At 60.3% G+C, this 14,078-nt stretch carries 13 protein-coding genes; 9 read left to right on the top strand and 4 right to left on the bottom strand.

What is annotated here, in order from left to right:
- Window positions 1-94: 94 nt before the first annotated feature.
- On the top strand, window positions 95-1,456 hold the full coding sequence (gene miaB, locus CAY53_RS09225) for a tRNA (N6-isopentenyl adenosine(37)-C2)-methylthiotransferase MiaB (RefSeq protein WP_104936865.1): 1,362 nt from the start codon (window positions 95-97) through the stop codon (window positions 1,454-1,456).
- Window positions 1,457-1,770: 314 nt separating this feature from the next.
- On the opposite strand, the gene CAY53_RS09220 is transcribed toward miaB, so the two are convergent.
- Window positions 1,771-2,529, bottom strand: a complete 759-nt coding sequence (locus CAY53_RS09220) for an outer membrane protein (RefSeq protein WP_104936864.1) — start codon at window positions 2,527-2,529, stop codon at window positions 1,771-1,773.
- Between the two features lie 328 nt (window positions 2,530-2,857).
- On the opposite strand from CAY53_RS09220, the gene CAY53_RS09215 reads away from it, so the two are divergent.
- The 7 genes from CAY53_RS09215 to hflX all read left to right on the top strand — a co-directional run bounded on the left by CAY53_RS09215 (window position 2,858) and on the right by hflX (window position 10,586).
- Window positions 2,858-4,027, top strand: coding sequence for an exo-beta-N-acetylmuramidase NamZ family protein (locus CAY53_RS09215; RefSeq protein WP_104936863.1), 1,170 nt, complete (start codon window positions 2,858-2,860; stop codon window positions 4,025-4,027).
- 102 nt (window positions 4,028-4,129) lie between these two features.
- The gene (lpxD, locus tag CAY53_RS09210) at window positions 4,130-5,185 is read left to right on the top strand and encodes a UDP-3-O-(3-hydroxymyristoyl)glucosamine N-acyltransferase (protein WP_104936862.1); all 1,056 of its coding nucleotides are present in this window, start codon (window positions 4,130-4,132) and stop codon (window positions 5,183-5,185) included.
- 14 nt (window positions 5,186-5,199) lie between these two features.
- A complete protein-coding gene (gene fabZ, locus CAY53_RS09205) occupies window positions 5,200-5,667 on the top strand; it encodes a 3-hydroxyacyl-ACP dehydratase FabZ (protein ID WP_245874792.1) in 468 nt (155 codons plus the stop codon).
- A gap of 9 nt (window positions 5,668-5,676) precedes the next feature.
- Complete coding sequence (lpxA, locus tag CAY53_RS09200; RefSeq protein WP_104936861.1) at window positions 5,677-6,474, top strand: acyl-ACP--UDP-N-acetylglucosamine O-acyltransferase; 798 nt, start codon at window positions 5,677-5,679, stop codon at window positions 6,472-6,474.
- Entirely contained in the window at window positions 6,467-7,327 is an 861-nt protein-coding gene (locus CAY53_RS09195) for an LpxI family protein (protein ID WP_104936860.1), read from the top strand. Before lpxA ends, CAY53_RS09195 begins: the two co-directional genes overlap by 8 nt.
- 135 nt (window positions 7,328-7,462) lie before the next feature.
- A complete protein-coding gene (asnS, locus tag CAY53_RS09190; protein WP_104936859.1) occupies window positions 7,463-8,845 on the top strand; it encodes an asparagine--tRNA ligase in 1,383 nt (460 codons plus the stop codon).
- Window positions 8,846-8,918: 73 nt separating this feature from the next.
- On the top strand, window positions 8,919-10,586 hold the full coding sequence (gene hflX, locus CAY53_RS09185) for a GTPase HflX (RefSeq protein ID WP_104936858.1): 1,668 nt from the start codon (window positions 8,919-8,921) through the stop codon (window positions 10,584-10,586).
- On the opposite strand, the gene CAY53_RS09180 is transcribed toward hflX, so the two are convergent.
- The 3 genes from CAY53_RS09180 to pyrE are packed head-to-tail and all read right to left on the bottom strand — an operon-like array spanning window position 10,571 to window position 11,782.
- Entirely contained in the window at window positions 10,571-11,059 is a 489-nt protein-coding gene (locus tag CAY53_RS09180) for a PilZ domain-containing protein (RefSeq protein WP_104936857.1), read from the bottom strand. The two genes, hflX and CAY53_RS09180, sit on opposite strands and share 16 nt — an antisense overlap.
- Window positions 11,052-11,222: a dual CXXC motif small (seleno)protein gene (locus CAY53_RS12955; RefSeq protein ID WP_181040254.1), complete on the bottom strand. Its 171-nt coding sequence runs from the start codon at window positions 11,220-11,222 to the stop codon at window positions 11,052-11,054. Before CAY53_RS12955 ends, CAY53_RS09180 begins: the two co-directional genes overlap by 8 nt.
- Complete coding sequence (gene pyrE, locus CAY53_RS09175; RefSeq protein ID WP_104936856.1) at window positions 11,219-11,782, bottom strand: orotate phosphoribosyltransferase; 564 nt, start codon at window positions 11,780-11,782, stop codon at window positions 11,219-11,221. Before pyrE ends, CAY53_RS12955 begins: the two co-directional genes overlap by 4 nt.
- A gap of 325 nt (window positions 11,783-12,107) precedes the next feature.
- Between pyrE and glmS the strand changes: the two genes are divergently transcribed.
- On the top strand, window positions 12,108-13,943 hold the full coding sequence (glmS, locus tag CAY53_RS09170; RefSeq protein ID WP_104936855.1) for a glutamine--fructose-6-phosphate transaminase (isomerizing): 1,836 nt from the start codon (window positions 12,108-12,110) through the stop codon (window positions 13,941-13,943).
- The last annotated feature ends 135 nt before the right edge of the window (window positions 13,944-14,078 follow it).

The raw sequence follows: 14,078 nt of genomic DNA, 5'->3' as shown, positions 1-14,078 counted from the left end.
ATGGCAAGGCCCGCTGCTCCCTGCGCAGGCGGGTCTGGTGTCCCTTTGCCCTCTGACAGAGCCCGAACCGGAAGCCAGGGCTCTCCCCTACCCTATGACTGCAGCAAAAACCGTCTTTATCCGCACCTTTGGCTGCCAGATGAACGAGCGCGACTCGGAAATCATGGCGCAACTTCTGGGCAGATGCGACTGCCGGCTGGTTTCTGTGCCGGAAGCCGCCGATCTGGTCCTGGTCAACACCTGCAGCATTCGCGACAAGGCTGAGCAGAAAGTGTACAGCCTGCTCGGTCATCTGCGTGATGTACAGGCCAAATACGGCCGGCCGCGCTGGCTTGGCGTGGCCGGTTGCGTGGCCCAGCAGGAAGGCGAACGCCTCATTGAGCGGATGCCGGTGGTGAATCTGGTGATCGGAACCCAGCAGTTTTTCCGGCTGCCGGAGCTGTTGGCCCGGCTGGAACATGGCGAAAAGCACGTGGTGGCGCTGGACCTGAGCAAGGATTTTGTCATTCCGCCCTTCCAGCATCTTCTGAACAGCCCCTCCCGTGCAGATGCTGCGTCTGGAGCGCCAGTCCAGCGCTTTGTCAACATTATGCAGGGCTGCAATAACTTCTGCAGCTACTGCGTGGTGCCCTACACGCGTGGTCGGGAAATCAGCCGCCCTTTTGCGGACATTCTGGAGGAGGTACGGCTCCTGGTTGACCAGGGCACCAGGGAAATCACTCTTTTGGGGCAAAACGTGAATTCCTACGGCAAGACCAATCAGGTGGCAGCCGGGCCCCGGCGTTTTCCGGATTTGCTCCGGGCCGTGGCCCAGGTGCCGGGACTGAAGCGCCTGCGTTTTACCACCTCGCACCCAAAAGACCTGGACCTGGACCTGATGCGCTGTTTTGCCGAACTCCCCGTGCTTTGTCCGCATGTTCATCTGCCGGTACAGTCCGGCTCGAATGCGGTGCTGGCCCGCATGAACCGGGGCTACACTGCAGAAGCCTATCTGGGCAAGGTTTTGGAACTGCGCCGTCTCAAGCCAGATATCACGCTGGCCACTGACTTCATCGTGGGGTTCCCCGGCGAGACCGAAGCGGATTTTGCGGCTACACTGCGGCTTCTGGAAACGGTGCGCTTTGCCAGCTCCTTTTCCTTCAAATATTCCGACCGACCCCAGGCGCGTGCCAGCCAGTTCCCGGACAAAATTCCGGAGGACGCCAAGGCTGAACGCCTGGCCCAATTGCAGGAAAAACAAAATGAAATCACGTTTGAATACAACAGGGCCCTGCCCGGCCGGACTGTAGAGGTGCTGGTCGAATCTGCAGGTGAAAACGGTCAGGGGCGTACGCCCGGGAACCGGATTGTCCATTTTACGGCCGCATCCGGACAGGCCCTGCCTGCTCCGGGCGCACTCGTCCAGGTGCGCATTGACCGGGCCGGGCCGCATTCCCTGACTGGCACCTGGTTTTGATGGACTCTGGCCGAATGTGATCACCTACGGAAAAACCCGGCAGTCGCCAAGAGGTGGTGGTGCTGTTCGATTTTGGCTTGAATTCCACATCGATGCTTTGGCCACTACATGTGCCAAAGGGTGTATTGCCCTTCATTTGCAGCGGCACGGGAAAGACAGAAAAAGCTCAGAAGTGCCATCAGTATGGATAGATGCCGCGGTGATCTCTAACTGGGATGACAGCCGGCTTCCCGGGGCAGGCTTGCGGCTGAACACAAAAAAAAAGGCCTTCCAGTGTACACCGGAAGGCCTTTGCAATCCCTGAAAGTCGGGGATTAGAACATGAAGCGGAGAGAGGTCACGATATTGTGGCTGCGAATATCGGTATATTCGCCGTTGTTGATCGTGGCATCAGAGCTGCCCAAATACTCGTAACCCAGATCCAGAGCCAGAGAATCGGTGAAGTTGAAGGTCATACCAGCACCGCCTTTGTACGCAAAGGTATCGTTGGTGTGGTTAACATAGTTGACATGACCATTCGGCGTTTCAACAATGCCGGCATTCAGGCTGTAGTTGCCGTAACCAGCGCCCACGGTCAGATACAGGCCAAAGATATCGGTAACCGGGATGTCATAGTAGCCGTTGACCATGAAGGTCTGGAAGGAGACATCGCCATCCGTCTCATCCAGATCAGCCTTCTGATAGGCGTACTCGAACTCGAGGCGGAAATCACCGAAGTCGGTACCAAAGGCCTTACCAACGGCGGCCTGACCGCCAAAGCCGACCTCGTTGTCCATGTCACGGCTCAAATAATCCTTCTGGGAACCCCAGCCGAATTTGAATGCGCCACGGACATACCAGGGATTGTACACATCTTCCTTGTTCTTCAGCGCCTCAATTTCCTGAGCCTGGGCAGCCAGTTGCTCGTTCTGCTGAGCCTGACCAGCCTGCAGCTCGTCGATCTGCTGCTGGCACTCTTCAGCGCAACCAGCAGGGGTGGCGTCGGCACCACGTTTGCCCGGCCCACCGGCAAACGCAACACCAGTGGTCAAAACAAAGGCGGAAACAGCAACAATGCTCAATACTTTTTTCATCACTTGCCTCCTAAAAGAAAAATTATTGGGGCTTGCGGCCCACTCTGGACATCAGACGATGACCAGATCGCCCTTTGCCTCAGCTGGAACGGCAGCCCTCTGGCTGCCTCGTTCCATTGCCCCGTACTATAACTGCACCTCGAAAGCTTGGCAAGGTCTTTTCATAAAAAGATTCAAATTTTTGAACAGCGTGTTATCATCTGAAAAAACAGAGAATTTTTATCACACACCTCCTTTGTTCCTAAAGATGCCGTGTTCGCGTGCAAAATATTAAACGGAGAACGGCACCCGTCCAGACATCATCTCCACAACATCGATTCAAAACGCCATGTTTTTTTTGGGAATTGAAGCCCTGTGTCACGACCGGCCAGCCGCCCTCCTCGGCAAACGACTGGGTCTGCTCGCCAATCAGTCCTCGACGGACCGGCATTTTGTCCACGCGCGCGACCGCATCATGAGCGCCTTTCCCGGTCAGCTCCGCTGCCTCTTTTCGCCCCAGCACGGTTTCTTCTGTGAAAAGCAGGACAACATGATCGAGTCCGGACACGCCATCGACAGGGCCACCGGGCTCAGGGTCTATTCGCTCTACGGCGAGACCCGGAAGCCAAAAGCCCAGTGGTTCGCCGACATCGACGTGCTGCTGGTTGATCTTCCGGATGTGGGGACCCGCATCTACACATTTATTTGGACTGTGGTGCACTGTCTGGAACGCGCCGCCGAAACCGGCACCCAGGTTATCATCCTCGACCGGCCCAACCCCATTGGCGGGGTCCTTGTCGAAGGCAATCTTCTGCAAGCGGATTGCACATCTTTCGTGGGCCGCACGGCCATTCCCATGCGCCACGGCCTGACCATGGGCGAGCTGGCCAGGTTCTGCAACCGAACAATGGGTATCGGCGCCCATCTCGAAGTCGTGCCCATGCAAGGCTGGCGCCGTCGCGACCTGTTCCCGGCAACCGGACTGCCCTGGGTCTTCCCTTCGCCCAATATGCCAGGCTTTGCCAGCGCCCAGGTCTATCCTGGCCAGGTTTTGTGGGAAGGCACCAATATTTCCGAAGGCCGTGGCACCACCCTGCCCTTCGAACTCTTCGGCGCCCCCTTTGTGGAACACCGGGCCGTGCTGGACAAAATCGCCGCCACGCCACTGCCCGGTTGTCTGTTCCGGCCGCTGGCCTTCGAGCCGACTTCGGGCAAATGGGCTGGGCAAACCTGTACGGGCTTTCATCTGCATGTGACCGATGCCGAAAGCTTTCGCCCCTACCGCAGCACCCTGGCCCTGTTGCAGGCGCTGATGCAGCTCTATCCCGGGCAATTTGCCTACAAAAAACCGCCCTATGAATATGAATTCGAGCGGCTCCCCATGGACCTGATGATTGGAGACCAAAGCATACGCGCTGGTCTGGAACAGGGGGTTCCGGTTATGGAACTGGAGCGTGCCTGGGCACCCGACCTCGCACGCTTTCTGAACGAACGCTCCGCTGTTTTGCTTTACGATTGAATCGTGGACGGGTATGCTACCGAACTCCGGATACGGTCAGGAGTTTGCCGGAGGCCACGACAAAGGCCGTTCTTTTCCCATCCCCTGTAACCTTACGTTCTCATGCCGGAAAACAACCCTTCCTTTTCTCTTGGACAATTGGCAGAACTGGTTGGCGCCCGTGTTCAGGGCGATGCCGATATCCGAATCGGCGCATTGAACGGCCTCGAGTTCGCCGAAGCTGGGGAACTCACCTATATCCTGGAGAAAAAACAGATCTCCCAGGCCGAAACTTCCCGAGCCAGCGCCGTCATTGTGCCCCCGGACTGTGCCCTTGCCGGCAAGCCCTGCCTTATCGCCTCCGAAACCGCAGTCGCCGTGGCCCGCATTCACGCCTGGCTGCTGGCGCGCCCTTTTATGGCCACAGGCATTCACCCGACTGCGGTTATCGGTGAAAACTGCAGCATCCCGGAGCAGGTCAGCATTGGCCCGCAGGTGGTGCTGGGCAACAATGTGCGGCTGGGCGAGCACGTGCGGCTGGACGCGGGGGTGGTGCTGGAAGACGACGTGAACATCGGCGACGACACGGTTCTGCACGCCCACGTGGTGGTGGCCCGCGGCTGCAGCATTGGCAGACGCGTGATTCTGCACGCGGGCGTCATTATCGGCAGCGACGGCTTCGGTTTTGCCACCGACAGCCAGGGCAGGCACTACAAAAGGCCGCAGGTCGGTACGGTGCGCATTGACGACGATGTGGACATCGGCGCCAATACCTGTGTTGACCGGGCCGCCTTCGGCACTACCTGGATAAAGCAGGGCGTGAAGATCGACAACCTCGTCATGGTGGGCCACAACGTGGTCATCGGCGAAGGCGCCATTCTGGTGGCCCAGGTGGGCATTGCCGGCAGCACCACCCTGGGTCACCACGTGGTGCTGGGCGCCCAGGCCGGAGTGGCTGGCCATCTGCATCTGGGCGACGGGGTCATGGCGGCGGCCAAGAGCGGCATTCACGACAATCTCGCAAACGGCGCAGTGGTGGGTGGCTCGCCGGCCATCCCGGCCCGCACCTGGATCAAGGCTGCGGGCGTGTTCAGCCGCCTGCCCAAAATACTGAAAGAGCTCCGGGGCCTGCGCAAGGAAATGGATGCCCTGAGAAAGACCCCGGACGAAAAAGCGTAACGCAGGAAAGCGCTATGAAAGCAAGCGAGGAACAAAACGCGGTCAGCGTGCAGATGCCGCTGGATGCCAAGGCCATTATGGATCTCCTGCCCCACCGTTATCCCTTTCTCCTGGTGGATCGGGTCACCGACTTCGAGGCGGGGCAGAGCATTACGGCCTTGAAAAACGTGAGCATGAACGAACTCCATTTTCTGGGGCATTTCCCCGGCGAACCGGTCATGCCTGGTGTGCTGATTCTGGAAGGCATGGCCCAGGCCGGAGTGCTTCTGGCCTGCCTGTCCCACCCGGAGCTCAAGGGCAAGGTAGCCTATTTCGCCGGCATGGACAAGGTGCGCTTCCGCAGGATTGTCTATCCCGGCGACCAGCTCATCTACCGGCTGACAATGCTCAGGCAAAAGGGCAAAATCATCAAAATGGCTGGTCAGGCCTTTGTGGACGGACAACTGGTCACCGAGGCCGAACTCATGGCCAGCTATCTTTGAGACAAAGACATGAGCATTCATGCCACCGCAATCATCGATCCCAGGGCCGAAGTGGACAGCTCGGTGCAGATTGAGCCCTACGTCGTTGTCAAAGGCCCGGTACGCATCGGCGCCAATACCCGCATTGGCAGCCACGCGGTGCTCAGCGGCCGCACCACCATCGGCCGGGACAACCTCATCGGTTCCTTTTCCTCCATCGGCATGCCCCCACAGGATCTGCACTACAAGGGCGAGCCCACCGAGGTCATTATCGGCAATGGCAACCAGATCCGGGAATACGTGTCCATCCACCGGGGCACCGCCACGGGCAAGGGCAGAACCCGGATCGGCAACCACTGCATGATCATGTCCTACTGTCACATCGCCCACGACTGCGAACTGGGCGATCACGTCATCATGGCGAATCTGGCTACACTCGCAGGCCATGTGGAGCTGGGCGATCATACCAATCTGGGCGGCCTGGTGGCTGTCCACCAGTTCTGCCGCGTGGGCGCATACACCTTTGTGGGGGGCATGTCGGGCATCGGACTGGATGTGCCACCCTATGTGCTCATGGAGGGCATCCGCAACCAGATGCGCATTTCCGGCATCAACAAGATCGGCCTCAGGCGTGCCGGCATGAGCAGGGGACTCATAGCCCAACTGGACGAGGCCTTCCGTATCCTCTTCCGCTCGCCCCAACTGCTGCTCAAGGATGCCCTGCACAAGCTGGAAACCGAGATGGCCGATTGCCCGGAAGTGCAGTACATGGTGGAATTTTTCAAGACCAGCAAGCGCGGCGTGGCCAAACGCACCACCGATGACTGAGCCCGCAAGTCCGGTCATCGGCCTGATCGCGGGCGGCGGCCAGTTTCCGCTGCTCTTTGCCGAGGCCGCCAAAAAACGGGGCTTCCGGGTCGCAGCCGTGGCCCATACGAGTGAAACCGATCCCAGGCTGGAAGACTTCGCGGACGAGCTCATCTGGGTCAAGCTGGGGCAACTCGGCAAAATCATCCGGCATTTTCATGAGCATCGGGTAAGCGAGGCGGCCTTTGCCGGCACCATCACCAAGACGCGTATCTTCCGCGACATCATGCCGGACTGGAAGGCCCTGGCCCTGTGGAACAAGATTGACATCCGCCTGGACGACTCCATTCTCCGCGCCATTGCCGGCGCGCTCGCCGATGAAGGCATCGAGATCATCGCCTCCACCCGTTTTCTGGAGCACCTGCTGTTTCCGGAAGGCCTGCTCACAAAGAAAAAACCGAACGCCGGGCAGTGGGAAGACATCCGCTTCGGCTGGCGGCTGGCCCGCAGCGTGGGCCGACTCGACATTGGCCAGACCGTGGTGGTGCGCGAGCGGAGCGTCCTGGCGGTCGAGGCCATCGAAGGAACGGATGCGGCCATCCGCAGGGGCGGGCAGCTTGCGGGCAGCGGCGCGGTGGTGGTCAAGCTGCGCAAGCCAGGTCAGGATTTCCGCTTCGACCTGCCGGCAACAGGACTGGGCACCATTGCCACCATGGCCGAAGTCCACGCCGCGGTGCTGGCCGTCGAGGCCGGGCAATCCCTGCTCTTTGACCAGGCCGCCATGGTGGTGGCGGCCAACAAAGCCGGTATTGTGGTTGTGGGCCTGCGCTGCGAGGATGACGAACTGCCCGCACAGTGCGCTGGCTGTATCTGAGGAAAGGCTCAGGCCAGCGGCAAGGCTGCCACTGACGATTCCTCGCAGGCATCGGTGACAATGCCGCGTATCTGTCCCCCTGCCATCCTGGTTCCAGAAAAATCCAGCACTTCAAACTTTCCCCATCTTTTCACTATGAACGCCCCTGGCTCCGCCATCCTGCCGCCCCGTCTTGTCGACATCCTCAATTTACCCGCCAAGGAACAAAATCTCAGGGTTTCCGGCTGGCTCCGGACCCGCCGCGATGCCCCGAGCTTTTCCTTCCTGGAGCTGAACGACGGTTCCTGCCTGCAAGGTCTTCAGATTATCGCCGAGCACAATCTGCCCGGCTGGGAAAGCCTGCACAAGCAGATCACGACCGGTGCGGCCCTTGCCGTGCGGGGGCGCCTCATGCCTTCGCCCGCCAGGGGCCAGCGGTTGGAGCTCAGGGCCGATGAGATCACGGTGCTGGGCACGGCGGATGCCAGCTATCCCCTGCAAAAGAAACGCCACAGCTTCGAATTTCTGCGCAGCATCACGCATCTCAGGTCCCGCACCAATGCGCTCGGTGCAGTGGCCCGGGTCCGCAACACGCTCAGTTCGGCCATCCACCAGTTTTTGCAGGCCCAGGGCTTCATTCAGGTGCACACGCCTCTCATCACCACCTCGGACTGCGAGGGTGCGGGCGAGATGTTCACGGTCACAACGCTTTCGGGTACTGCGGATTACAGCCGGGATTTCTTTGGCCGCCACGCCGGACTGACGGTCAGCGGCCAGTTGCAGGCAGAGGTTTATGCCATGTCCCACAGCCGGGTGTACACCTTTGGCCCCACCTTCCGGGCCGAGAATTCCAATACCACCCGGCATCTGGCCGAGTTCTGGATGCTGGAGCCGGAAGTGGCGTTCTGCGACCTGGAGGGTGACATGCGCCTTGCCGAGGCCCTGCTCCGCTTTGTGGTGGGGGAGCTTTTGCAAAAGAATGCAGAAGACCTGGCGCTGTTTGACCAGCGGCTTGAGCCGGGCCTGCTGGACAAGCTCAGACGCTTTACCACCACACCCTTTCAGCGCCTGACCTACACAGAGGCCATCGAGCGTTTGCAGTCCTCGCCTCATCCCTTTGCAGTGCCGGTGAGCTGGGGCATGGACCTGCAGGCCGAGCACGAGCGGTATCTGGCGGAGGAACTGGTGGTGGGGCCGCTCTTTGTCACCAACTATCCGGCCTCTTTGAAGCCCTTTTACATGCGGCTGGACGAGGGAGAGCAAACGGTGGCGGCCATGGATCTGCTGGTGCCGGGCATCGGCGAGCTGGCAGGCGGCAGCCAGCGGGAAGAGCGGCTGGAGGTGCTGGAGGCACGGATGCGAACGGCTGGCATGGACCCGGCCCAGTATGGCTGGTACCTGGATCTGCGCCGCTTTGGCAGTGCGCCCCACAGCGGCTTTGGCCTGGGCTTCGAGCGGCTGGTGCTCTTCTGCACCGGCTCGGCCAATATCCGCGAGTGCATCCCCTTCCCCAGAACGCCGGGCTCGGCACCGTGCTGAAGGCGGCCAGACCGGGAAAAACGGCTGCACGGAAGCGGCACTCACTCTCTGCAATCAGCGCAGGCCAACATACATGACCTCTATCAGCGGCAATACCACTGGGCTCAAACCGGCGCAGCAGCGGGCACTGGAACGACTGGCGGAGCGGCGGATCGCGCAGGGCGACATTATTGACCGCGAAACCGCGCGCCAGTTGGCGGCACTCTCCTTTGCCCTGAATCGCCAGCTTGGCCTGCTGATTCACCGCTCCGGCCAGATTGCCTGCCTCATGGTGGGCGACTTTGGCCGCATCACCTTCCCGGCACTGGCTGGTCTGGGCAGCGGCAAGCGCCTCCGGGGCCTGCGCTGCGTGCGCACCACGCTGGGGCAGACCGGCATCACGGATGAGGACGTGATGGATCTGGCCTGCCTCAGGCTGGATCTCTTTTCCGTTTTGAGCCTGCGGGACGGGCTTCCGGACCGCCTGTTCACCGCCCACCTCATACCGCAAAACCGGGCGGGCCGTGACTGGGCCGAGCTGCCGCCCGTCCATCCGGCCAATCAGAGTGGATCCTGCCTGGCGCTTATCGAGGCCCTGGAAGACGAATTTGCCCGTACCACGCCGCTTGCGGCCGTGGATGCGGGCAAGGACCGGGCCATTCTGGTCTCTGTCAGCACCGCGCCGCGCCAGGAGGCCGAGGCCAGCCTGAACGAACTGGCCGAACTGGCCAGAAGCGCCGGGGTAGTGGTGCTGGACAGGGTCCTGCAGCGGCGGCGGCAACTGCATCCCCGCTTCCTCATGGGGCAGGGCAAACTCCTGGAAATTATGCTGGCCAGTGTGCGCCTGGCCGCAAATCTGCTCATCTTCGACCAGGAACTCACGCCCTCGCAGATGCGCTCCATCACCGATCACAGCGACCTGAGAGTCATTGACCGCACCCAGCTCATTCTGGACATCTTCGCCCGCCGGGCCAGATCGAGGGAAGGCAAGTTGCAGATAGAAATGGCGCAACTGAAATACATGCTGCCCCGGCTCGGCACCCGCGATGATGCCCTCTCGCGGCTCACGGGTGGCATTGGCGCCCGCGGTCCGGGAGAAACCAGACTGGAGATCGACAAGCGCCGCATCAATGACCGCATCGCCAGACTCGCCCGTGAGCTGAAAAATGTGGGCCAGGAACGCTACCGTCGCCGGGGCCGCCGCCGAAAGCGCGAGGTGCCGGTGATTTCCCTGGTCGGCTACACCAATGCGGGTAAATCCACGCTCCTGAACACGCTCACCCACAGCGACATCCTGGCCGAAGATCTGCTCTTTGCCACCCTTGACCCCAGCAGCAGACGCCTGCGCTTCCCGGAAGACATGGAAGTCATCATTACCGACACCGTGGGCTTTATCCGCAATCTTCCGGCCGAACTGCTCAAGGCCTTTGCCTCGACCCTGGAGGAACTGCGGGAGGCGGATCTGATCCTGCACGTGATCGATCGGGCCAATCCGGAGTGGCGGCAGCAGGCCGAAGTGGTGGCCGATCTGTTGACCAGGCTGGAATTGGACAGCATCCCCTCTATCCGGGTGCTGAACAAGATGGATCTTTTGGGGGAGGCGGAAAAGGAAAAGGCTCTGCAAGAGGGCGCTTTGCACGGGGACATCGGCATCAGCGCCATGGACAGCGCCAGCCTGCGTCCCCTGCTCGGTCGGGCGGAAAAACTGCTCCGCAGCCAGTCTGACAGACAGTTTTTTGCGTCGGCTCAGGTCCTCAAATAAAAGCCAAAGGCGCCGTTGGGCGCGTCGTCTTCATCAAATTGGCAACCCACCATGTCGTTGCTGACCGACTTGACCACAGCGTTTTTTTTCACCTGGGTGTTTTGCCGGTTATCCAGGGTAAAGCGGAGCTCCAGGCGCTGCCCCACCATGGGCATCTGATCCCCGGAAATACCGAAGCCAATGCCCTCGGGCGAAATATTGAAAACCGTCATGGAGCCGGATGCGTCGAGGTCCGGATCAAGGGAGGAAAAATAGCCATCCAACTGCACTTCCTTACGCTTGCAGCTACGAAAGTCAAAGTCTATGCTCAGGATATTCCGGCAATGGCAGCGGGCGTTCAGCGGATGCGCCGCCTTGCCGCGGAACTTGGAAGCATCCAGCTCACGGTGAAAACCGCAGACAGGACAGATCAGGCGGGCCCGGCCGTCTTCCCGTACATATACTTTGACCGGAATTTTTTTCACTTCAGTCATAAATGATGCAGGAAAATTTCTCCAGCTCCTTTTCCATGGCCGAATCCAGCTCGGATGCGAGTTCCTGGATGCGGTACTCTTTCTGACACCTGGGACACTGCAGCCGAATCTGGCGACAACGCCGCAGCACCTGCAGAGGACTCTGACATTGCTTACATTTCATGGCCCCTCTCCGGCCAGAAGCTGGCTTCTGGTGAAAATGCTCTTGAGGAGATAGCCCCGGGCTTCCAGGGCCTCGGCCCCGCCCTCCTCACGATCGACGATGGCAGCGGCCAGACCGACCCTGAAGCCCTCGGCTTCCACCCGGTCGATGACTTTGAGGAGCGTGCCGCCGGTTGTCACCACGTCTTCCACCACGGCCACCAGGGCCCCCGGCCGGATATTGGTTTTTCCCTCGATGAAATTGCCGGTGCCGTGTCCCTTGGCCTCCTTGCGGACGATAAAGGCTGGTATGGGCGCATGCTCCAGATAGCTGACCAAGGAAACCGCGGTGACAAGCGGATCTGCCCCCAGGGTCATGCCCCCCACGGCGGCAAGCGGCTCGGGATGTTCTCTGATGCACCGGTACAGGAGCCGGCCGCAGAGGTAGGCGCCCTCGGCGTCCAATGTGGTTTGCTTTCCATCTATGTAAAAATCTGATGTTTTTCCGGATGTAAGGGCAAAAACACCCGCCCGGTAGGATTTCTCCAAGAGCAGCTTTTTTAAACGGGCACGATCATCCATGGTGTATCCAGCGCGTTCCTCTTTCGTATCGGGTATGAGTTTTGGTTTCTAAGATATACCGCCTCCTTCATCTTTGTAAATACAATTCTTTACACAATAATACGCCCAATGGCAGAGCGGGTGGAATTCCACCACTCGCGCGGACAGGCGCCACACCGCAGAAAACGGAAATACCGCCGTGATGGGATGCCACCGCTCGCTCGGACAGGCGCTGCCAGGGCATGAAAAAATGCCATGAAGCAAAACGGGAAAGCGGCTATAATGTAAACTTTTCCGCGGTGGGTGCTGACAAAGACGAGCCATTTGATCCAGAGGGGGACAGACCATGTGCGGCATAGTGGGCTATGTGGGGACGAGAAAGGTGGTGCCAATCCTGCTGGCAGGACTCCGGAAGCTCGAATACCGGGGCTACGATTCTGCTGGCCTGGTGTACTACCAGGATGGCGCCCTGATCCGGCAGAGGGCCCAGGGCAAGCTGAGCCGGCTTGAGGCGGCGGTGGACCATTGCATCGGCGCCAACAGCACGATAGGGCTCGGCCATACCCGCTGGGCGACCCATGGCGCACCGACCGAAGTCAATGCGCATCCCCACTGTGACTGCACGGGCGAACTCGTGGTGGTGCACAACGGCATTATCGAAAATTTCAACGCGCTGAAGTCCGGACTTCTGGCCCGGGGCCACAGGCTCCGGTCTGAAACCGACACCGAAGTGCTGGCCCACCTGATTGAAGAGCACCTGGAGACCGATCTGGTGGCAGCGGTGCGGGCAGCACTGGCCCAGGTGGAGGGCTCCTATGCTCTGGCCGTGCTGTGGGCCAGAGCGCCGGATCTCCTAGTGGCTGCCCGCAACCAGAGCCCACTCGTGTTGGGCGTGGACGGGGATTCCGGATATCTGGCCAGCGATGTGCCCGCGCTGCTGCCCTATACCCGGGAGGTGGTTTTTCTGGACGACGGCGAGCTGGCCGTGCTGCGCCGGGGCAGCTTTCAGGCGCTGCAGATCGCGGATGGCCAGGAGGTCGCGAAGAAGCCGGTCAGCATAGACTGGACCGCGGCCATGGCGGAAAAGGGCGGTTTCCGCCACTTCATGCTGAAGGAAATCTTTGAGCAGCCGCTGACCCTGCGCAATACTCTCAGCGGCCGGGTCATCCCGGATACCGGCGCCGTCCAGCTTGAGCTGGGCATTGCGGACGAAAGCCTGAAAAAGCTGGAACGCATTGCGCTGGTGGCCTGCGGCACCTCCTGGCATGCGGCACTGCTCGCCAGGTACTGGCTGGAAAAGTGGGTCGGTATTCCGGTGGAGGTGGACATTGCCTCGGAATTCCGCTACCGCCGTCTGCTGCTGAATGAACGGGTACTGACCGTGGTCATTTCCCAGTCCGGAGAAACCGCCGATACCCTGGCCGGCCTGCGACAGGCTGCCAGCCTGGGTTCTCCGGTTCTGGCCATCTGCAATGTGGTCGGTTCAACCATGACCCGCGAGGCCGACGGGGTGCTGTATACCCATGCCGGGCCCGAGATTGGTGTGGCCTCCACCAAGGCCTTCATGTCCCAGATGACTGCCCTCCTGCTCTTTGCCCTCTACATGAGCCAGCTCCGGGGCACGCTCCCGCTTTCCGGGCAGAAACGACTGGGGCTGGAGCTGATTGGGCTGGCCGAAACCCTGAACCGCATCATCGACCCGGTGCGGCGAAGCGTGCAGCGAATCATTGAATCCTACTACGAGGCGCGGGATTTTCTCTTTGTCGGCCGCGGACTCAACTATCCGATCGCCCTTGAAGGAGCGCTCAAGCTCAAGGAAATTTCCTATATTCATGCCGAAGGCTATGCAGCCGGCGAATTGAAGCACGGCCCCATTGCCCTGATCGACCCGGATATGCCGGTGGTGGCCCTGGCGCCGCAGGACAGCAGCTATCCGAAGTTGATGAGCAATGTGCAGGAGATCAAGGCGCGGCAGGGCCGCCTCATCATGATCGGCACCGAAGGCGACACGCAGCTGGCCGAGCTGACTCCGGATTTGATTCTGCTGCCAAAGGCGGATGAAAACCTGCTGCCTTTGCTCTGCACGATACCCGCCCAACTGCTGGCCTACGAAATCGCGGCCCGCCGGGGCTGCGACGTGGACCAGCCGAGGAATCTGGCCAAAAGTGTGACTGTGGAATAGCAAAGGATGAAGCAGGATATTGCTCAAGGCCATGCCTGGCGGAAAGGGCAAAACAGAGCGTGGCGCTGTCTTGCCAGAAACTGTTGCGATGTTATGTCCGGAAATCATTTGACCATACTGATTACAACTTCTTCA

The sequence above is a fragment of the Desulfobulbus oralis genome (assembly GCF_002952055.1).
Taxonomy (GTDB): domain Bacteria; phylum Desulfobacterota; class Desulfobulbia; order Desulfobulbales; family Desulfobulbaceae; genus Desulfobulbus; species Desulfobulbus oralis.
This window is presented reverse-complemented; position numbering and strand designations above follow the sequence as displayed.

Coding starts and splice junctions, on each gene's coding strand:
- CAY53_RS09215 (WP_104936863.1), top strand. CDS start 2,858: ATGTTTTTTTTGGGAATTGAAGCCCTGTGTCACGACCGGCCAGCCGCC.
- miaB (WP_104936865.1), top strand. CDS start 95: ATGACTGCAGCAAAAACCGTCTTTATCCGCACCTTTGGCTGCCAGATG.
- asnS (WP_104936859.1), top strand. CDS start 7,463: ATGAACGCCCCTGGCTCCGCCATCCTGCCGCCCCGTCTTGTCGACATC.
- glmS (WP_104936855.1), top strand. CDS start 12,108: ATGTGCGGCATAGTGGGCTATGTGGGGACGAGAAAGGTGGTGCCAATC.
- CAY53_RS09180 (WP_104936857.1), bottom strand. CDS start 11,059: ATGACTGAAGTGAAAAAAATTCCGGTCAAAGTATATGTACGGGAAGAC.
- hflX (WP_104936858.1), top strand. CDS start 8,919: ATGACCTCTATCAGCGGCAATACCACTGGGCTCAAACCGGCGCAGCAG.
- CAY53_RS09220 (WP_104936864.1), bottom strand. CDS start 2,529: ATGAAAAAAGTATTGAGCATTGTTGCTGTTTCCGCCTTTGTTTTGACC.
- lpxA (WP_104936861.1), top strand. CDS start 5,677: ATGAGCATTCATGCCACCGCAATCATCGATCCCAGGGCCGAAGTGGAC.
- CAY53_RS12955 (WP_181040254.1), bottom strand. CDS start 11,222: ATGAAATGTAAGCAATGTCAGAGTCCTCTGCAGGTGCTGCGGCGTTGT.
- lpxD (WP_104936862.1), top strand. CDS start 4,130: ATGCCGGAAAACAACCCTTCCTTTTCTCTTGGACAATTGGCAGAACTG.
- CAY53_RS09195 (WP_104936860.1), top strand. CDS start 6,467: ATGACTGAGCCCGCAAGTCCGGTCATCGGCCTGATCGCGGGCGGCGGC.
- fabZ (WP_245874792.1), top strand. CDS start 5,200: ATGAAAGCAAGCGAGGAACAAAACGCGGTCAGCGTGCAGATGCCGCTG.
- pyrE (WP_104936856.1), bottom strand. CDS start 11,782: ATGGATGATCGTGCCCGTTTAAAAAAGCTGCTCTTGGAGAAATCCTAC.